Source organism: Arthrobacter sp. B3I9, from assembly GCF_030816935.1.
Lineage (GTDB): Bacteria > Actinomycetota > Actinomycetes > Actinomycetales > Micrococcaceae > Arthrobacter.
The window spans coordinates 3,226,477-3,246,499 of sequence record NZ_JAUSYO010000001.1 but is presented as its reverse complement, the minus strand read 5'-3'; the positions used below and the strand labels follow the sequence as shown (position 1 = coordinate 3,246,499).

Below are 20,023 nucleotides of genomic sequence, written 5' to 3'. Positions count from 1 at the left end.
TTAGACGTGTCCCATCGCGTTTCGATTGGCGTTGCGGATGTAGCAGGCCCAGCAGACGGTGAGCATCAGGACGTACGCGCCGACGAAGCCGTAGAACGCCGGGGTGTAGGAGCCGCTGGCGGTGTTGGAGGCGTTCAGTACCTGCGGGATGACGAAACCGCCGTAGGCGCCGATGGCCGAGACCAGACCCAGTGCCGAGGAGGCGAGGCGCTGGGTGGCCACCGTGCTGGCGCCGGACTTGGCTGCCCGGCTGGAGGTGGCGAAGATGACGGGGATCATCCGGTAGGTGGCTCCGTTGCCGAAGCCGCTGGCAGTGAAGAGCATCAGGAAGAGGGCCAGGAAGAGCCAGAAGTTCTTCAGCGGAAGGGTCCAGATCATGGTCAGCGTGATCACGGCCATTGATGCGAACGCGGTGACCGTCATCCGGGCACCTCCCATGCGGTCGGCCATCCGGCCGCCGTAGGGGCGCGCCAGGGAGCCGACCAGCGGGCCGAGGAACGCCAGCGAGAGTGCCACGGTGCCGACGCCGATCGAGGAGAACGCCGGGAAGTAGTCCTTGATGAGTTTGGGGAAAACGCCCGCGAAACCGATGAAGGAGCCGAAGGTGCCGATGTACAGCAGCGCCATGATCCACAGGTGCGGTTCCTTCAGCGCGGCAAGCGAGCCGGCGACGTCGCCCTTGGCGCTGGTGAGGTTGTCCATGTTTTTCCAGGCGCCGAAGGCGGCGAGCAGGATCAGCGGGATCCACATGAGGCCCGCCATGGGCAGGTTCACGGTGCCCGCGGCCAGGAGGGTGATGACGATCGGAACCGCCAGCTGTGCGACGGCGGCACCGAGGTTTCCGCCCGCGGCGTTCAGTCCCAGCGCCCAGCCCTTTTCCCTAGCGGGGTAGAAGAAGGTGATGTTGGCCATGGAGCTGGCGAAGTTGCCGCCGCCGAAGCCGGCGAGGGCCGCCACCAGGAGCATGGTGCCGAACGGGGTCTCCGGGTTGGAGACGCACAGGGCGAGTCCGGCCGAGGGGAGCAACAGCAGCATGGCGGAGACGATGGTCCAGTTACGGCCGCCGAAGCGGGGGACCATGAAGGTGTACGGGATGCGCAGCGTGGCGCCCACCAGGCTGGGCATGGAGATCAGCCAGAAAATCTCCGAGGTACTGAAGGTGAATCCGGCCGCGGGCAGCTGCACCACCACGATCGACCAGAGCTGCCAGACCACAAAGCCCAGGAACTCGGCAAAGATGGACCAGTTCAGGTTGCGGCGCGCAATAGGGCGGCCGATGGTTTCCCACTGGTCCTTGTTCTCGGCATCCCAGTTGGCGATCCAGCGGCCCGGGCGGTACTCGAGGGCCGGGCCGCTGCTGGTGGTAACGCCTGTAGTAGTGCCGGAAGTGGCAGTGGTGCCGGAAGCGGCAGTTGCGCCGGCTTCGGCGCTTGAGGTGCGTTCAGCAGTCACGGAGACCTCCTTGGGGGATGTTGTCCTCCCAAGGTAGGCAAGCCGCGTTTCCGGGACCGGCGCCTTTTGTTAACGCGCTGTGACGTTTGCCTATCGGCGCTCCTCGAAGGGCGTGAGGCTTCCGGACGGCGTAGTGTGGTGACCATCACGTGAGACGGCTCCGGGCGTCCGAATACTGAGACGTTTGTCCATACGATGGACCTGCGGAACTAATATGTAAGCCTCATATCCTCTTCTCACCCGGACCCTGCGCTAGAACTGTCCGGTCATCAAGAAAGCGTTCCTACATGTCATCCACTGCAACCTCCTCGGGGCATGGTTCCGCCACGCAGGTGAACTCGCGCGGCCGCGTCATCGTGGCCAGCCTGATCGGCACCACCGTCGAGTTTTACGACTTCTACGTCTACGCCACGGCCGCTGTCCTCGTTTTCCCCCGGCTGTTCTTCCCCGGCCAGAACGAGACGACCCAGCTTCTGAGCTCCTTCGCCGTCTTCGGCGTCGCGTTCATCGCCCGCCCGCTCGGCTCAATCGTCTTCGGCCACTTCGGTGACAAGTTCGGCCGCAAGGGCACCCTCGTAGCCTCGCTGCTGACGATGGGAATCGCCACCTTCCTGATCGGCTGCCTGCCCACCGCACTCGTCCCGGGCTGGGAGTTCTGGGCGCCGGCCCTGCTGGTGGTCATGCGCTTCGCCCAGGGCCTGGCCCTCGGCGGCGAATGGAGCGGCGCGGCCCTGCTGGCCACCGAGAACGCCCCTGCGAACAAGCGCGCCATCTACGGCACCTTCCCGCAGCTGGGCGCCCCGATCGGCTTCATCATCGCCAACGTGCTTTTCCTGGTCTTCAGCTACACGCTGTCGCCGCAGGCCTTCACCGACTGGGGCTGGCGCGTGCCGTTCCTGGTCAGCGCGGTCATGGTCATCATCGGCCTATATGTCCGCCTCAAGCTAATCGAAACCCCGGCCTTCACCAAGGTCCTGGAGTCCAACGAGGTCGCCAAGCTGCCGCTGGGCCGCGTTTTCAAGACCAGCTGGCGTCCGCTGATCCTGGGCACCTTCATCATGCTGGCCACTTACGTGCTCTTCTACCTGATGACCACGTTCACGCTGACCTACGGCACCAAGCCGACCCTGGCCGGCGCGCAGGCCGCAGCCGAGAAGGCCGGCAAGCCGATGACCGAGGCGGCCGCAGCCGCGTTCGTCCCCGGCCTGGGCTACTCCCGCAACGACTTCCTCTGGATGCTGATCGCCGGCGTCGTGTTCTTCGGAATCTTCACCCTGGTCTCCGGCCCGCTGGCCGAAAAGTACGGCCGACGTAAGATGCTGCTGGCAGTCACCGCCGGCATCTTCGTCTTCGGCCTGCTGTTCGTCCCGCTCTTCAGTGGTGGCTTCGTGGGCACCATGGCCCTGCTCATCATCGGCTTCTCCCTCATGGGCCTGACGTTCGGCCCGATGGGTGCGCTGCTCCCGGAGCTGTTCCCGACCAACGTCCGCTACACCGGCTCAGCCGTCAGCTACAACGTCTCCAGCATCCTGGGCGCAGCCGTGGCGCCGTTCATCGCCGTCTGGCTCTGGGAAATGGCGAAGGGCAGCCCCGTGCTGGTGGGTGTCTACCTCACCGTCATGTCGGTCCTGACGCTCATCGCCCTGTTCCTGAGCAAGGAAACCCGCGACCTGGACTACGAAAACAACGTAGCCTGACCCTCCCCGTCGTTCCTGGGACTGATCCCTGAGGCTGGTTCCGGCGAACCTGTACGGAAGAAGAAGCCCGGTGTGTTGAGCACACCGGGCTTCTTTGTGCCTTCACGGGCCTTAGGGCCGGGCCCTCCCGGAATCGACGGCGGTCCAGACCCGGGCGCGGTCCAGACCTGGGCCCTTCCGCCGGCCCTCAGCTGGCGTACCGCTCCACGAAGTTCTCCAAGATTTTCATCGGCTCCGTGGCAACGAACTGCCGGGCATCTTCCATCAGCATCTCGGCCGATTCCGGCGGGAAGTACCCGGCATGGCGGTAGATGTCGATCCGGGTGATCAGCCCTTCGGCGTCGAGCTCCGGGTGGAACTGGGTGGCATAGAGGTTCGTCTTGATCCGGAACATATGCACAGGGCAGGCGGCGGAGCTCGCCAGCAGAACCGCGTGCGGCGGCAGGACGGTGCATCCCTCCTTGTGGCCGGTGAACGCCGTGAACTCCTCCGGCAGGCCCTTGAGCAGGGGATCGTTCAACCCCTCGGGGGTCAGTTTGATGGTGACGCCGCCCAGTCCTTCGCCGTAGGTCCGGTCAATCACCGCGCCCTGATGCAGGCCCAGCGTGCCGACCCCATAGCAGGCGCCCAGAAACGGGAAATCCTCAGCCACGATCCGGTCCAGCAGCGCGGAGAGTTCGCGCTCCACGCGCTGCTGGGCGGCAGTTTTCTGATCTTCCGGGTCGCTGGAGGTGAACGGGCTGCCGCCGACGATCACACCCGAATAGTCCGAGAGCTCCAGTGGCGGCAAAGGGGCCGCCTCCATCCGGATCCGGTGCAGCTGCGCCGCGGCCAGCCCGGTATAGCGCAGGTAGGCGCGGTATTCGTCGTCGGCGGCGGTGTCTTCCGCCCGGGAGGCGAGGAGCAGGAACGGCTTCACGGAACTAGTGTGCCGTTCCGGTCCGTCCTTCCGCTACCCGGACCGTCCGCTACCCGGCCCCTCTACTACTCCGACGCCACGTCTTCGATCATGGCGATGACGGCGCCGGCGGAAACGGTCTCGCCGGCTGTTGCGGACAGGCCCGTCACGATTCCGGCCCGGTGCGCGGTGAGCGGCTGTTCCATCTTCATGGCTTCAAGCACGACGACGAGGTCGCCTTCAGCAACGGTGTCACCCTCCGCGACGGCCACCTTGACGATGGTTCCCTGCATGGGGGAGGTAAGAGCGTTGCCGCTGGCCGCAGCTGCTGCCCCGCCCCCGCGGGAGCGCTTCTTGGACTTGGCCGGCTTGGCCCCGCCCCCGCCACCGGAGTTAAGGGAACCCAGCGACGCCGGGAGGACGACCTCGAGCCGCTTGCCGCCGACCTCGACGACGACGCGCTGGCGATCGCCGGCGTCGGCCGCTGCAGCATCGGTGCCGTTGGGCGTCCAGGCGGGGATGTCGTTGACAAAGGCTGTCTCGATCCAGCGGGTGTGGACCTTGAACGGACCCTCAACGGGAGCGAAGTCGGGGTTGCTGACGACGGCGAGGTCGAACGGGATGACGGTGGGGATGCCCTCGACCACCATTTCCTCGAGGGCGCGGCGGGCCCGCTGCAGGGCCTGCGGGCGGGTGGCGCCGGTGACGATGAGCTTGGACAGCATCGAGTCGAAGTTGCCGCTGATGACGTCGCCCTGCTCGACGCCGGAGTCGATCCGGATGCCGGGGCCGGTGGGGTTCTTGAGCAGGGAAATCGTGCCAGGTGCGGGCATGAAGTTCCGGCCCGGGTCCTCGCCGGTGATGCGGAATTCGATCGAGTGGCCGCGGACCTCGGGGTCGTCATAGCCGAGTTCTTCGCCGCGGGCCAGCCGGAACTGTTCACGGACAAGGTCGATACCGGTGACTTCCTCGGAGACGCAGTGCTCCACCTGGAGTCGGGTGTTGACCTCAAGGAAGGAGATGGTGCCGTCCTGTCCCACGAGGAATTCGCAGGTCCCGGCGCCGAGGTAGCCGGCTTCCTTGAGAATGGCCTTGGAGGACTCGTAGAGCCGCCGGTTCTGCTCTTCGGTCAGGAAGGGGGCAGGGGCTTCTTCCACGAGTTTCTGGTTGCGGCGCTGGAGTGAACAGTCACGGGTGGAGACCACCACGACGTTGCCGTGGGCGTCGGCCAGGCACTGGGTTTCGACGTGGCGCGGGGCGTCCAGGAAGCGTTCAATAAAGCACTCGCCGCGGCCGAACGCGGCGACAGCCTCGCGGACCGCGGATTCGAACAGTTCGGGAATTTCCTCGCGGCTGCGTGCCACCTTGATGCCACGGCCGCCGCCACCGAAGGCCGCCTTGATGGCGACCGGCAGTCCGAACTTGTCCACGAACTCGAGGATTTCCTCGGCTGATTCCACCGGGTCGGCGGTGCCGGGGACCTGTGGGGCACCGACCTTTTCGGCGATGTGCCGGGCCTGGACTTTGTCGCCCAGGGCGGCGATGGCCTCGGGGGAGGGCCCGATCCACGTGATGCCGGCGGCGATCACCTTGGCGGCGAACTCGGCGTTTTCGGCCAGGAAGCCGTAGCCGGGGTGGATGGCGTCGGCGCCGGAGCGGTGTGCCACTTCGATCAGCTTGTCCATCACCAGGTAGGACTCAGCTGCGGTGTTGCCGCCCAGGGAGTAGGCCTCGTCGGCCAGTTTGACGTGCAGGGCGTCCCGGTCCGGGTCTGCGTAGACCGACACGGAGGCGATGCCTTCGTCGCGGGCGGCTCGGATGATCCGTACGGCGATTTCGCCACGGTTGGCGACCAGCACCTTGGTCAGCCGATGGTTGCCGGCGGCTGACGATTCTGTGGCTGACGACGGCACGGGATTTGCGGACTGCTCCGAATTTGCTGACAAGGCGTCTCCTTCTTTCCTTCAGGGAGCCTAGCGCGGTTTTGTGGGTTCCGCTGATATTACTTGCGGAATCCGCCCGTAAACGGCCCCGTCTTTGTAGGGTTGCCACAAAGGAACTGCTAAACGGCTCACTCGGCGCGCACCTCGGCCAGATCCACCGCCCCTTCGGCCCAGAGTTCGGTGATGCTTACTTTAGCTTGGCTGAGCAGGCCGCGGAGGGTTGAGATGGAGAGCCCGACGACGGTGTGGGGATCGCCGTCGACCTTGCGGATGAAGGCCCCGCCGTAGCCGTCGATGGTGAAGGACCCGGCGCACTGCAGCGGCTCCCCGGTGGCGATGTAAGCGTCGATCTCCTCGGTGCTCATCTCCATGAAGTGCACCTCGGCGGACGTGACATACCCCAGGGTGGCGCCGGTACCGGGGCCCTCGGAACCGGCCTGGGCGCTTTCGCCGTCTGCGTTACCGTCGGTGTCGCGGCAGTCCACAAGCCAATGGCCGGTGTGCAGCACACCCATGCTGCCGCTCATGCGCAGCATCCGTTCCCTCGCGACGTCGGGCGTGTACGGCTTGCCGTGGGCCTCGCCGTCGAACTCGAAGACCGAATCGCAGCCTAGCACCAGTGCGCCTTCCGCGTCGGGCAGCGATGCCACTGCCTCAGCTTTGGCCCGGGCGAGCAGCAGGGCGGTGTCGTGCGGATCTGTGACACCGTACCGGGCCTGGACGGCGTCCTCGTCCACGTCCGAGACGAGGACTTCGTGCCGGATGCCGGCGTAGCTGAGCAGCTTGGTGCGGGCGGGGGACTGGGAGGCGAGGATAAGGCGGGTCACGGTTCCAGCCTAGACGACGGCCCTTGGTCCGTGCGGGGCGTGTGTGGCTCACCTTCGAGCGGCGTCCGGTCGAAGACAGCGTCGGGATACCCGAACAGTGTCGGTTGGCCATAAAATGTCATAGCCCGCAGGGACACTTGAACCATGGACGGCAAGCGGGAGCACGGCAGCCAGGAGCACGACGAGCAGGAGCACGACACAGTGCAGACGGCAGGCATGACCGTCGCTGACCTCACGCGGAACCTGGCCGCTCTGCCGGCCCCGGCCAGCGCCGCCGAACTCATCAGCGAAACACGCGAACTGGAAGACATGAAGTCCGCCCTGGCCGCCCGCCAGGCCCGGAATGCCGTCGCCTTCGACCTGGCCCAGCGCCGTGAACAAGCCGACGCCGGGATGCCCGCCGACCAGCTTGGCGCCGGCGTCGCGGCACAGATTGCCCTGGCCCGGCGGGAATCGCCGGCCCGCGGCTCTCGGCATCTGGGCCTCGCCAAAGCCCTCGTGACCGAAATGCCGCACACCCTCGCCGCGCTCGAGACCGGGCAGCTCAACGAATGGGGCGCCACCCTGATCGTGCGCGAAACCGCCTGCCTGCCCGCCGCCGACCGGGCTGCTGTGGACGAGGAACTCGCCGCCGACACCGGCACCTTCACCGGCGCCGGGGACCGCGCCATCATCGCCGCGGCCCGGGCCGCCTCGTACCGGCGGGACCCGCGGTCCGTCACGCAGCGAGCGGCGCACGCCGCGACCGAACGTCACGTCAGCCTGCGCCCGGCGCCCGACACCATGTGCTACCTGACCGCCCTGCTGCCGGTGGACGAGGGCGTCGCCGTTTACGCGGCGTTGACCCGGCACGCCGACACCGCCCGCTCCGCCGGGGACCCCCGCACCCGGGGTCAGCTGACGTCCGACGCCCTGGTCGAACGGAGCACCGGGCGGGCGGGCGGGATCAGCGGCATTGAAATCCAGCTCGTCATGACCGACCGCACCCTCCTTCAAGGCGACAGCGAACCCGTCCGGCTTCCGGGCTACGGCGTCGTCCCCGCCGGCTGGGCCCGCCAACTCATCAAACGCGGCGGCCCGGGTTCGGTCTCAACGGCAACCAGTCTGGAGCAGCTGCAGACCTGGGTGCGGCGGCTCTACACCGCACCCGGCAGCGGGGACCTCGTCGCGATGGACTCCAAGGCCCGGCTTTTCCCGGCCGGGCTCCGCCGGTTCCTCCAAGCCCGCGACGACACCTGCCGCACCCCGTACTGCGACGCCCCGATCCGGCACATGGACCACATCCTCCCCTGGGCCCAAGGAGGACCAACCACCGCGGCCAACGGAGCCGGCCTCTGCGAAGCCTGCAACCACACCAAGGAAATCCCCGGCTGGACAAGCCGGCCCCGCCCCGATCCCACCGGGACTCCAGAGCTTAGGCACACCGTCGAAGTAACCACCCCCACCGGCCACAGCTACCACTCCGCTGCGCCACCCCTGCCCGGCACACCGGTACGGGCAGCAGCGGCAGGCACAAGCGTGGCCGCCGTACCCGCGGTCGCATCCGCAGACCCGTCGACCCTGCACCTCCGGCGCGAAATCCGGCACTATGCCAAGACTCGCAAACGGACCCAGCACCGGCGTCACGAGTCCGACGCGGCCTAAGCCTCCGGAACAGCGTCAGCGGCCACAACCGTGACCGGCCACAACGGTCAGCGGGCGCCGACCTCTTCAGGCTCCTCGGCGGCGGTGCCTGTCGGCGTCGTGTCCGGCTTCCTCAGCTTCGCGCCCTCAACGTCCACGTCGGGCAGGATCCGGTCCAGCCAGCGGGGCAGCCACCACGCCTTCCCGCCGAGCAGGTACATCACGGCCGGAACGATCGTCATGCGGACCACGAACGCATCGATCAGCACCCCGAAGGCCATGGCGAAACCCAGCGGCCGGACCATGTTCAGGTGGGAGAAGATGAAGCCCGAGAACACGCTGACCATGATGATCGCTGCCGCCGTGACCACCGCGGCGGCATGGCTGAAGCCGGAGCGAACTGCATGTTTGGCCGGTTCGCCGTGCATGAAGGCCTCGCGCATCCCGGAGGCGATGAAGACCTGATAGTCCATGGCCAGGCCGAAGAGCACGCCGATCAGGATGATCGGCAGGAAGCTCAGCACCGCGCCCGGGTTCTCGACGCCGAACACCCTGCCCAGCCAACCCCACTGGTACACGGCCACTACGGCGCCGAACGCGGCAGCGAGCGAAAGCAGGAACCCTCCGGTGGCCAGCAGCGGCACCCAGATGGAACGGAACACCAGCAGCAGAAGGATCAGGGACAGGCCCACCACGATCGCCAGATACGGCGGAAGGGCATCGCCCAGCTTGGTGGAGACGTCCACGTTGCCCGCGGTCTGGCCGGTGAGGCCGATGCTGACACCCGTGGAATCCTTGATCTGGCCCTTCTCGGCGCGCAGATCCGAGACCACCTCGACGGTGCTGGCGCTGGCCGGACCCTCCTTCGGCAGGATTTGGAAGACGGCGGTGCGGCGGTCCTCGGTCAGGGCCAGCGGCACGGCGGCGGCAACGTTGTCCGTCTCGCGCAGGATGTCGGCCACGTCGAACTGCTTGGCCTGTGCCTCGGTGGCGGTGAGCCCTGCAGGCAGATCGCCGACGACGATGATGGGCCCGGTCATGCCCTCGCCAAAGCTGCGCTTGGTGACGTCATAGGCCTGGAACGCCTGGGAAGCCACCGGCTCCGAACTGGCGTCCGGCAGGGCCAGCCGGAGCTGGCTGGCGGGCAGGGCAACGACGCCCAGCAGCAGCACACCGGCCAGCAGCGCGAGCCAGGGGTGCCGGGTGACCGCGCCGCCCCAGCCATGGCTGCTGCGGAACTCGTCCTTGGCGCGGTCCTCGGTCACGTGCCCGGGGGCGGCATTGTGGCGCTCGGCCTTGGCCCAGGCCCGCTTGGAGATGAGCCTACGGCCGACCAGCGACAGGATGGCCGGCGTCAGGGTCAAAGCGACGACGACGGCGACGGCCACGGTAGCGGCGGCGGAGAGGCCCATGACCGTGAGGAACGGCAGCCCCGGAACCACGAGGGCGGCGAGGGCAATGATCACGGTGAGTCCCGCGAACAGCACGGCGTTGCCGGACGTGCCGGTGGCCAGCGCCACGGACTCCTCGGCGTCCATCCCCGCTAGCAGCTGGCCGCGGTGCCGGTTGACGATGAACAGGGAGTAGTCGATACCAACGGCGAGGCCGAGCATGAGGGCCAGCATCGGCGAGATGGAGCTCATGTCGACGGCGCCGCTGAACGCGAAGGTGCCGCCGACGCCGACGGCCACGCCGACGATAGCCATCAGCAGGGGGAGCCCCGCGGCGACCAGGGTGCCCAGCATCAGCACCAGGACCAGGGCGGCAACGGCGATGCCGATGATCTCGGCGGTGCCGAAGATCTCCGAGATGTCCTCGCTGATTTCCTTGCTGGGCAAGGCGGTCACGTCGGCGGCGGAAACTTCCTTGACGATGTCCTGGACTTCCTGCCGCACCTCCGGCTTCAGGCCGTTGATCGAGGTCTTGAACTGGACCTGCGCGATTGCGGCCTTGCCGTCCTCGGAGACGAAGCGCAGCCCCTGGGAGGCTTCCAGCTGGCGCTTGCCGAGGGCCAGCTTTTCATTGCCGGCCTCCAGCTCCTTGGTGCCGGCGTCGAGCTTTGCCTGGCCTTCCGCGAGGGCGGCCTTCTGTGGCGCCAGCCGGGCCTCGATGGCCGCGGCGGGGAGGCCTGCTGCTGCCATCTGCGCTTCGGCGGCGGCCAGCTGGGACTTTCCGCCCGTGAGGTCGGCGGCGGCCTTGTCCACTTGTGCCTTGCCCGCGGCTGCCTGCTGCTCGCCCGCGGCCAGTTCGGCAGCGGCATTGCCCAGCTGCGCCTGGGTTGCGAACGGATCCACGGTTCCCCGGACATCCGGGAGGGTCTCCAGCTTTGTCAGAGCGGCGGAAACCGCGTCCTTGCCGGCCTCGCTGAACCCGCTGCCGTTGGCTTCGAAGACGATGCTCGCCGAGCCGCCCGAGGAAGCCGGGAGGTCAGTCTTGAGCTTGTCAGCCATCTGCTGGGTTTCCGTGCCCGGAATCTGGAAGTTGTTGGACAACGTGCCGTGGAAGGCTGCGGCGGCACCGCCGACGGCGACCATCACCGCGAGCCACAGTGAAACGACCAGCCAGCGGTGCCGGTAGGAGAACTTGCCGAGGCGGTACAGGAGCAGTGCCATGTCAGTGCCGATCTGGGGAAGGGGTGGCGGTGGACGGGACGGCCGCACTGGCGGCCCGGGAAGCTTCCTCGCCGGCTGCGGGGAGGGCGAAACCAGAGCCCAGCAGGCCCATGGAATCGATCAGGAGCTGGCGGAGGATGGAAAGGGATTCCGCGGTGAGGGACCCGCCGCACCGTGCCAGCCACACGTCCATGGCGGCCTTGCCGCAGGAGATGACGGAGCCGGCCAGGGCGCGGAGGTACAGTTCATCGAGTTCGACGCCGGTCCCCTCGCTGAAGCGCTCGCGGGCGGCGGCGATGATTTCAGCGGTGCAGTGGTCCCAGGCCTCGAGTTCGGAGCGGCTGAGTTGCGGGTTGGACTTGCCCAGGATGTAGAGCTCGGCCATGGGGGCCGCCGTCATCGGGTCCGCGAGGGCCACCAGGGCCGCCCGGGCGGATTCCAGGAAAGGTTCGCCGGCCGGGCGCAAGCGGAACTGCTGCAGCGCCTTGTCGAGGAAACTGAAGGTGACGGCAGCGATCGCGGCTTCGGTGCTGTTGAAGTAGTTGAAAAACGTCCGGCGGGAGATCCCGGCCGAGGCCGCTATGTCTTCCACGGTGAAATTGCCGGGCCCCTTGCTGCGGAGCTGTCCCAGGGCAGCATCCGTGATGGCCTGGCGGGTTGCCGCTTTGTTGAGTTCACGGCGGGAGGGGCCCGAGCTCTCGGGCGGTGAATCGGAGGCAGGGGCGGGGGAGGTCACTTGGTTACACTACGTGCATGTTTGCACTGTGGGCAACCAAGGATGGGCGTTCCAGCTGGGCGCAAGACGATTCACAGGAAGATCAAAGCTTCCCGACAGCTAGAAGTGAAGCTGTTGGAGCAGACTGGAACTGCCTCGTCTTGGGACGAAGGCCGCACCATAAGGAGCCGTCACCGTACGGCAGATCCAGGAGAGAAGTACATGTCAAGCACGAAGAGAATCGCCCTCGGCGTCTCCGCAGCGGCCCTGGCCCTCGGCGCCGGCTTCGGGATTGCCGGCATGGCATCAGCCGCCACTACTCCGGCTCCCGCTCCCAGCACCAGCGCCACGACGGATGCGACGCCCGGGACCACCGACGGTCCGGGCCGGCACGGGGGTCACGGCCGAGGCGGGGACCGGGCCGGCGTTCAGGTATCCGGACTGGCTGCCAAGCTCGGCGTCGATGAGGCCAAACTTAGGGAAGCACTGAAGGCGTTCCGCGATGCCAACAAGCCCGCCGCCCCGCCTGCCGAAGGCACTAAACCGGACCACGCTGCCCGCGAAGCGGCCCTCGCCAAGTCCCTGGCGTCGTCGCTCGGCATCGAGGAATCGAAGGTCACGGCGGCCCTCGAGGAGCTCCGCACGGCTGCGCAGGCGGACCGCGCCGCAACCCTGAAGACCAGGCTGGACAAGGCCGTCACCGATGGAACACTGAATCAGGCCGAGGCCGACGCGGTGGCTAAGGCCGTGGAAAAGGGCGTCCTCGGGGGAGGAAGGCACTAGGAACCGCCGCGGCCGCGGCGGTTTCCGGGAGGCAACGCCTAGGACCGTTAAAGCGCCTGGGACGCTTAACAGGAGAAGTCCCCGGGATCATTTCCCGGGGACTTCTCCTGTTGTGGCCCGTTGCGGCGGTTACGGCCGCGCCGTTGCCAGGTCGCGGTCAACGCCGTGAGCAGCCGAAGGGTCGGTGCTGTTGGCGTCGGTGCCGGCGACTGTGTTGTCGACGTCGTCGACGAACGGGTCACCGTTGCGCGGTGCGTTGTAGAGCGACTCGTTCAGGATGCCCTGCCGCTTGGCGACGAGAGTCGGGACCAGTGCCTGTCCGGCCACGTTGACGGCCGTGCGGCCCATGTCCAGGATCGGGTCAATGGCCAGCAGCAGGCCGACGCCGGCCAGGGGGAGTCCCAGGGTGGAGAGCGTCAGGGTCAGCATGACGACGGCGCCCGTGGTGCCGGCCGTTGCCGCGGAGCCGAGCACAGATACGAGCACGATCAGCAGGTACTGGGTGAAGTCGAGCTGGATGCCGAAGAACTGGGCCACGAAGATCGCGGAGACCGCCGGGTAGATCGCGGCGCAGCCGTCCATCTTGGTGGTGGCGCCCAGCGGCACGGCGAAGGATGCGTAGGCGCGGGGGACGCCCAGGCTGCGCTCGGTCACGCGCTGGGTGAGCGGGAGGGTGCCTACGGACGAGCGGGAGACAAAGGCCAGCTGCACGGCGGGCCACACGCCGGAGAAGTACTGCTTGACGGACAGGCCGTGGGTGCGGATCAGCACCGGGTAGACAACGAACAGCACCAGGGCAAGGCCGACGTAGATGGCGACCGTGAACTTGCCGAGCGAGCCGATGGTGTCCCAGCCGTAGACCGCCACAGCGTTGCCGATCAGGCCCACCGTGCCGATCGGGGCGATGCGGATGATCCACCAGAGGACCTTCTGGATCACGGCGAGGGCGGAGGCGTTCAGGTTCAGGAACGGCTCGGCGGCCTTGCCCACCTTGAGCGCTGCGATACCGACGGCGATGGCGATAACCAGGATCTGGAGGACGTTGAAGCTCACCGCGGTGGTGGCGACGCCGTCCGTGACGGTGGTGCTGGCGCCCAGGCCAAGGAAGTTCTTCGGGAACAGGCCGGTCAGGAAGGCCCACCAGTCACCGGACTTGCCGGCGTACTTGGCTTCCTGGGTGATCCCGGTGCTGGCGCCAGGCTGCATCAGCACGCCCAGGCCGATGCCGATCAGCACGGCGATCAGGGAGGTGATCGCGAACCACAGCAGCGTGTTCCAGGCCAGCCGGGCGGCGTTGGAGACTGCCCGCAGGTTGGAGATGGAGCTGACGACGGCGGTGAAGATGAGGGGCACGACGGCGGTCTGCAGCAGTGAGACGTAGCTCGAGCCGATGGTCTGCAGGGTGGTGCCGAGGGCATTGGGGTTGGCCTTGGTGCTGCCGGTGTACTTGGCCAGGAGGCCGAGCGCCAGGCCGACAATCAGGGCGGCGATGATCTGGAAGCCGAACGAGCCGGCCCATCTGGGCAGCTGGAAGCCGGTCTTTCCAGCGGGTGCGGGGGAGGTTGTCTGAGTGCTCACCCGAACACGCTAGGACGCGGCCGGTTATCACGACTAACGGATGTTGAGAAATGTTACGCGTAACATTACTCGCCGCCGGACAGGATCAGCCGGATTGGGGCGCCAATACAGCAGTCTGCAAAGTTATTCCTGTCCCCGGTGTGGAGATTGTCTCGCGGGCGGGCGAGTAGGGAAGGCAATCCTGCAGACACCCGCGATGCCTATTTGCGGCAGTGCTCCGGAAAACACCGCCGCGAACTGGCATGTGGCGCGCGGAAGGAGCTAGCGCGGACAGGCCGCTACGCCTCCGCCTGCGTGGTAAATCATGTCTTGGTACACCACGGAGGAGCGCACCGGGGTGTTGCTGGCCGCGGTCTGCGCCGTCATTCCGCCGTGGGTGAGTTTGAATGCCGGCGTTGTGCCAGCCACCAGAGGGACCTTGAAGGAGGTGAGTCCCGCGGGGGCGTCCATTGTCTTGACGTTGCTACCCTGAGTGATGGTAAGGCGTCCGGGGGACTTCAACACCGCCACCAGCTCCACTTCGTTCTTGGCGGCGTCGCCGTTGGTGATATACATCGGCGCGGGTTTGCCGTTACGTCCGATGGCCGTCTTTGAGTACGGGGCATTGGTCGGGTGCGAGCGGTGGCTCCAGTACATCGCATCCTGAGTAACGGTGGGTTTTACGCCGCTCTTGAACCAGGAGATGTAGTAGGCGGCCATGTCCAGCGGTGCGTAACCGCGTTGCCGGGAGGGTGCCATCCAGGACTCTGTGTAGTCATTCCAAGTGATGAAGGCGACCGAGTCTGCGTTGCTGTTGATCGCAGACATGAGCGAGTCCCGCAGGGTGGAGCTGTTGGATGACTCCCAATATCGGCCGTCGAAGGACCGCGAATCCTCGAAGGCTACGGGTTGCATGTATGTCTTACCGCGGCGATGGGCCTCCGCACTTTCCCTGCCGAGCGTCGCAACGCCACTGGCGGTGCGGGTTCCCCACTGTGAATAGCCCGACACCGAGTTATTCCAATCCATCTTTTGCGTCCCGCCGCCCCAAGAGATAAAAATCGGAACGAGGTTTGATTTGACACCGGCGGAGGCGAGGCGGTTCCGCAGGCCGTCCCACCAGGAGGGGGTCTTTCGCTCCGGGAAGAATGGGGCAAGCACAATGCCGGCCCCATTCCGGTAAATGGCCGGATCGTCCTTCACCTTCATGACATCGTTGTAGACGCTGTCCGAAGTTGACCCTGTTGCGGTATTGAAATCCGGGCTGAGCATTATCTTAAAGCCCGGGTCGACTTTCTTGGCCGCTGCGAGCATCGCCGGTAGCTGGCTCCAGCGAATGTCGCTCGAGCTGTGGTACTCCCAGATGAACCCGTCCAGGCCAGCGTCGACCGCCTGCCGGATCTCCTGTTCAAAATCGGCCTGCCGCCAGTTGGTCTGGCTCACGCGCTGGGGAACCTGGGGACGGTCCCGCAGGTCGTATGCGCCGTTGACCGAGTTGTGGGTGTTCTGCCATCGATTGTAGACATCGCGAAGCGGATCCGGACTGTCCACCGCGAGCGGGAAGGGCGGGAAGTAGTAGGCCCAGACCTTTTTTGCGGAGGTGTGCCGGTCCGCCGGGGCGGGCATATTGATGGGCAGGGGATTGCAGAGCGCTGTCGTGGCAGCGGGTGCCGCCGACGGTGCTGCGGCGACTGTTGCCGCATTCAAAGGTTCCGGGGCACTGATCGTAGCTGCGGCGGCGAGGGCGGCGGTCGCTACGAGTGAGGCAGCGGAACCTTTCCGGCCCAGCGTCCGCCGGAGGGGCGATTTAGCGGTTGGCGGTCTCAGGGTAGAGGCAAATTTCCTCATTGGGTGCTCCAATATGGGGTCTTCGTGCATTTCGGCTGGCGATTGTCGGAGGGGGTACCGATTATTCGCATGGACTCCGTTGCGCAAACAACGTGCACCTGAGACCGAGGCGCGAAAGAGCTTTCGGGGTGCGCTTGCAAGCAATCCGCAGCGTGGTGCCTGACGGCCACAATGCTGACGCGCGCAAACCTTGACAATCAGGAAACCGCACCACGCACGCGGTCATTCTTACCCCGATGGCGGCCCAGCCGAAACGGCGGAAACAGCCAGCATCTTGCGTCGAAGCCCCAGCCGCCGACGTGAGTTACCAAAAACCCGGAAAATGTGTCACCCAGAGAATAGTCGATTATCACAGGGAGGTCTACTTGGCGATAAAGAAACGCCCGCGGCAAGGGCACGATTGTGTTTCAATTATCGGCCGAGCAGGGCGCTCCTGAGCGTGTCGAGGCCTACCGAGCCGATGTTGAGCGCCTTGGTGTGGAACTCTTTGAGGTCGAACCCGGGCCGTGACTCCAGCTCCGCGCGGATCTGCTCCCAGAGCCGCTGGCCCACCTTGTAGGAAGGGGCCTGGCCGGGCCAGCCGAGGTACCGGATGAACTCAAACTTCAGCTGCCCCTCGCTGATCGGCAGGTTGGCCTTGAGGAACTCATAACCCTTGTCCGGGGTCCAGGTGCCGGAACCCCAGCGTTCAGGTATCTCCAGCTCCAGGTGCACGCCGATGTCGAACACCACCCGGGCGGCCCGCATGCGCTGCATGTCCAGCATGCCCATATGGTCGCCGGGATCTTTGAGGTAGCCCAGTTCCAGCACCAGCTGCTCGGCGTAGAGCGCCCAGCCTTCGCCGTGGCCGGAAGTCCAGCAGACGTTGCGGCGCCATTTGTTGAGCAGTTCGCGGCGGTAGATGGCCGTCGCTACCTGCAGATGGTGGCCCGGCACGCCCTCGTGGTAGACGGTGGTTGTCTCGGCCCAGGTGGTGAACGTGTCCTCGCCGGCGGGCACGGACCACCACATGCGGCCCGGCCGGCTGAAGTCGTCCGAGGGGCCGGTGTAGTAGATGCCGCCCTCGTCGGTTGGCGCGATCTTGCATTCCAGCGTCTTCATCACGTCCGGAATGTCGAAGTGCACCCCGGCGAGGTCGGCCACGGCCTTGTCCGAAAGCCCCTGCATCCAGGCCTGGAGGGCGTCCGTTCCTTTCAGCCGACGCGCGGGATCGTTGTCCAGCAGCTCTTTGGCCTCCTCAATGGAGGCGCCGGGGCGGATTTGTCCGGCCACGCGTTCCTGCTCGGCAATCAGGCGGTCCAGTTCCCGCACTCCCCAGGCGTAGGTCTCCTCGAGGTCCACTGTGGCTCCGAGGAACGACCGGGAGGCCAGCGCATAGCGCTCCCGGCCGACGGCGTCCGTTGTCGGGGCCGCCGGCAGCAGCTCGGAGGCGAGGAATCCGGCCAGCCGTGAGTAGGCCGCCCGTGCAGCCGCCGTACCGGCGTCGAGCTTCATCTGAAGGTTTGCGGGCAGCGGGCCCTCTACCGTGCGGGCGTTGGCGGCGAGCTTCGCGAAAAAGCCGTCCTCAGCGGCATACTTCGTGGTCTGCTCGATCACGATCGACACCTGGCGGGCGGCTGCGACCTTGCCCTGCGCCTTGGCCGAACGCAGCGACTCGATGTAGCCGTCGATGGCGGCCGGGACGTTGTTGGCACGGCCTGCGATGTGGTCCCACTGCTCGGGGGTGTCCGTGGGCATCAGGTCGAAGATGGCCCGGATGTCCTGGGCGGGGGAGGCGATGTTGTTCAGCTCCGCCGCATCCCAGCCCGATGTATGGATCTCAAGCTGCAGCCCCAGGCGTTCGCGCATCGCGTCGAGGGTGACGGCGTCGACGTCGTCGGCGGGCTCCAGGCCGTCCAGCTCGGCCAGGGCCTCACGCGCGGCCGCGGCGAAGGCCTCCTGGCCGGCCGGGGAGAAATCCTGGTATTCGGTCTCGTGGCCGGGCAGGCCGAGTTCCGTGGCGAAAGTCGGGTTAAGCCGGATCAGGGTGTCCGTGTAGGCATCGGCGACGGCGTCGATGGCGGTCTGCGGGCGTGCGGAGGCGGCAGGCTGGGTGGTTTCAGTCACCCGACGAGACTAGCCGGGGCGCGGCGGTTCGCAAAGGGTTGCCGGCTCAGCCGCGGCTGCGCTTCCACGCCCCGGGACCGGGCGTGGGCGCCAGCTGCAGCTGCTGCCGCCGCACCCACTGCCGGGAGCTGGGTTTCGCCGGCGCCGCGGCCCCGCCGTTGGCCAGGGAGAGGACGACGGCGGTGAGCGCCGCTAGTTCCTCCGCCGTCGGTTCGCCCTTGACGACGGACAGCAGGCTCTCGGCCGGCTCGCCGGGGTTGGTCAGGGAGGGGCTGGACTCGATCACAGCGGGATGTTCCCGTGCTTCTTGGCGGGCAGGCTGGCACGTTTGTCCCGCAGGGCGCGCAGGCCCTTGATGATCTGCAGCCGCGTCTCGGACGGGGCGATGACGGCGTCCACGTAGCCGAGCTGCGCGGCCTGGTAGGGGTTGAGGAGCTCTTCCTCGTACTGCCGGATGACCTCGGCGCGCTTGGCCTCGACGTTGCCGCCGTCGGCCGAAACCGCCGCCAGTTCACGGCGGTACAGGATGTTGACCGCACCCTGGGCGCCCATGACGCCGATCTGCGCGGTGGGCCAGGCGAGGTTGAGGTCCGCCCCGAGCTTCTTGGAGCCCATCACGATGTACGCCCCGCCGTAGGCCTTGCGGGTGATGACGGTCAGCTTGGGTACGGTGGCCTCAGCATAGGCGTAGAGCAGCTTGGCGCCGCGGCGGATGATGCCCTGGAACTCCTGGTCCTTGCCGGGCAGGAAGCCGGGCACATCCACCAGGGTGATGATGGGGATGTTGAAGGCATCGCAGTGCCGGACGAAGCGGGCGGCCTTTTCCGAGGCGGCGATGTCCAGCGTTCCGGCGAACTGCATGGGCTGGTTGGCCACGATGCCCACCGTGTGGCCCTCCACCCTGCCGTAGCCGATGATCACGTTGGGGGCGTAGAGGGACTGCATTTCCAGGAAGTGCGCGTCGTCGACAATCTGCTCGATGACCTTGCGCATGTCGTAGGGCTGGTTGGCCGAGTCCGGGATCAGCGCGTCGAGGGCGAGGTCGTCGTCGTCGAGCTCCAGTTCCTGGCTGTGCTCGAGGACCGGGGCCTCCGCAAGGTTGTTGGAGGGCAGGAAGTCGAGCAGTTCGCGGACGAATTCGATCGCGTCGGCCTCGTCCGCGGCGAGGTAGGTGGACGTTCCCGTGTTGGCATTGTGCTGGCGGGCGCCGCCCAGCGTTTCCATGTCCACGTCTTCACCCGTGACGGTCTTGATCACGTCCGGGCCGGTAATGAACATGTGCGAGGTCTTGTCCACCATGACCACGTAGTCGGTCAGGGCGGGGGAGTAGGCCGCGCCGCCGGCGGAGGGGCCCATGATGAGCGAGATCTGGGGCACGACGCCGGACGCGTGGACGTTGTTGCGGAAGATGTCGGCGAACATCGCCAGCGAGGCGACGCCTTCCTGGATCCGGGCTCCGCCGCCGTCGAGGATGCCGACCACGGGGCAGCCGTTGCGCAGCGCGAACTCCTGGACCTTGACGATCTTCTCGCCGTTGACCTGGCTCAGCGAACCGCCGTAGACGGAAAAGTCCTGGCTGTAGACGGCGACGGGCCGGCCGTCGACGGTGCCATAGCCGGAGACCAGGCCGTCGCCCAGCGGCTTTTTCTTCTCCATGCCGAAGGCGGTGGAACGGTGCACGGCCAGTGCGTCGAACTCGACGAAGGAGCCTGCGTCCAGCAGCAGGTCGATGCGCTCGCGGGCCGTGTTCTTGCCGCGCGCATGCTGCTTCTCGACGGCCTCCGGGCCGGAAGGCTGCTCCGCACGGGCCTGGCGCTCGCGGAAGTCTGCAATCTTTCCCGCCGTCGTGGTCAGATCGTGGCTCATCAAGTGTCTCCGGCTCTGTCGCTGATAATTCCATGACTCATGCGCCCCGTGCGGATTTAAGTAGATTCCACACAAAGCCACAGCCCTGATGGCAAG

At 66.7% G+C, this 20,023-nt stretch carries 14 protein-coding genes; 3 read left to right on the top strand and 11 right to left on the bottom strand.

Annotation, left to right across the window (positions count from 1 at the left end):
- Positions 1-1,452 (bottom strand): MFS transporter, encoded by a 1,452-nt coding sequence (locus tag QFZ65_RS15090; RefSeq protein ID WP_306911516.1) that lies wholly within the window; start codon positions 1,450-1,452, stop codon positions 1-3.
- Positions 1,453-1,739: 287 nt separating this feature from the next.
- Between QFZ65_RS15090 and QFZ65_RS15085 the strand changes: the two genes are divergently transcribed.
- Complete coding sequence (locus tag QFZ65_RS15085) at positions 1,740-3,149, top strand: MFS transporter (RefSeq protein WP_306911515.1); 1,410 nt, start codon at positions 1,740-1,742, stop codon at positions 3,147-3,149.
- A 187-nt stretch (positions 3,150-3,336) separates the two neighbouring features.
- Here the strand turns inward: QFZ65_RS15085 and QFZ65_RS15080 are convergent, their stop codons facing one another.
- The 3 genes from QFZ65_RS15080 to QFZ65_RS15070 form a co-directional block, all read right to left on the bottom strand.
- Positions 3,337-4,068: a glutamine amidotransferase gene (locus QFZ65_RS15080; protein ID WP_306911514.1), complete on the bottom strand. Its 732-nt coding sequence runs from the start codon at positions 4,066-4,068 to the stop codon at positions 3,337-3,339.
- Between the two features lie 65 nt (positions 4,069-4,133).
- Entirely contained in the window at positions 4,134-5,960 is a 1,827-nt protein-coding gene (locus QFZ65_RS15075; RefSeq protein WP_306912599.1) for a biotin carboxylase N-terminal domain-containing protein, read from the bottom strand.
- Positions 5,961-6,118: 158 nt separating this feature from the next.
- On the bottom strand, positions 6,119-6,817 hold the full coding sequence (locus QFZ65_RS15070) for a nucleoside triphosphate pyrophosphatase (protein ID WP_306911513.1): 699 nt from the start codon (positions 6,815-6,817) through the stop codon (positions 6,119-6,121).
- A gap of 216 nt (positions 6,818-7,033) precedes the next feature.
- On the opposite strand from QFZ65_RS15070, the gene QFZ65_RS15065 reads away from it, so the two are divergent.
- Entirely contained in the window at positions 7,034-8,461 is a 1,428-nt protein-coding gene (locus tag QFZ65_RS15065; RefSeq protein WP_306912598.1) for an HNH endonuclease signature motif containing protein, read from the top strand.
- A 47-nt stretch (positions 8,462-8,508) separates the two neighbouring features.
- Here the strand turns inward: QFZ65_RS15065 and QFZ65_RS15060 are convergent, their stop codons facing one another.
- Positions 8,509-11,052 (bottom strand): MMPL family transporter, encoded by a 2,544-nt coding sequence (locus QFZ65_RS15060; RefSeq protein WP_306911512.1) that lies wholly within the window; start codon positions 11,050-11,052, stop codon positions 8,509-8,511.
- A 1-nt stretch (position 11,053) separates the two neighbouring features.
- Complete coding sequence (locus QFZ65_RS15055) at positions 11,054-11,788, bottom strand: TetR/AcrR family transcriptional regulator (RefSeq protein ID WP_306911511.1); 735 nt, start codon at positions 11,786-11,788, stop codon at positions 11,054-11,056.
- Positions 11,789-11,989: 201 nt separating this feature from the next.
- Between QFZ65_RS15055 and QFZ65_RS15050 the strand changes: the two genes are divergently transcribed.
- Positions 11,990-12,550: a hypothetical protein gene (locus QFZ65_RS15050; RefSeq protein ID WP_306911510.1), complete on the top strand. Its 561-nt coding sequence runs from the start codon at positions 11,990-11,992 to the stop codon at positions 12,548-12,550.
- Positions 12,551-12,679: 129 nt separating this feature from the next.
- On the opposite strand, the gene QFZ65_RS15045 is transcribed toward QFZ65_RS15050, so the two are convergent.
- The 5 genes from QFZ65_RS15045 to QFZ65_RS15025 all read right to left on the bottom strand — a co-directional run bounded on the left by QFZ65_RS15045 (position 12,680) and on the right by QFZ65_RS15025 (position 19,927).
- A complete protein-coding gene (locus QFZ65_RS15045; protein ID WP_306911509.1) occupies positions 12,680-14,128 on the bottom strand; it encodes a dicarboxylate/amino acid:cation symporter in 1,449 nt (482 codons plus the stop codon).
- A 261-nt stretch (positions 14,129-14,389) separates the two neighbouring features.
- The gene (locus QFZ65_RS15040) at positions 14,390-15,955 is read right to left on the bottom strand and encodes a glycoside hydrolase family 71 protein (protein WP_306911508.1); all 1,566 of its coding nucleotides are present in this window, start codon (positions 15,953-15,955) and stop codon (positions 14,390-14,392) included.
- A gap of 411 nt (positions 15,956-16,366) precedes the next feature.
- Positions 16,367-18,061, bottom strand: a complete 1,695-nt coding sequence (locus QFZ65_RS15035; protein ID WP_306911507.1) for a DUF885 domain-containing protein — start codon at positions 18,059-18,061, stop codon at positions 16,367-16,369.
- 46 nt (positions 18,062-18,107) lie between these two features.
- The gene (locus QFZ65_RS15030; RefSeq protein WP_306911506.1) at positions 18,108-18,347 is read right to left on the bottom strand and encodes an acyl-CoA carboxylase subunit epsilon; all 240 of its coding nucleotides are present in this window, start codon (positions 18,345-18,347) and stop codon (positions 18,108-18,110) included.
- A complete protein-coding gene (locus tag QFZ65_RS15025) occupies positions 18,344-19,927 on the bottom strand; it encodes an acyl-CoA carboxylase subunit beta (RefSeq protein ID WP_306911505.1) in 1,584 nt (527 codons plus the stop codon). The genes QFZ65_RS15030 and QFZ65_RS15025 overlap by 4 nt, the downstream gene beginning before the upstream one ends.
- Positions 19,928-20,023 lie beyond the last annotated feature (96 nt).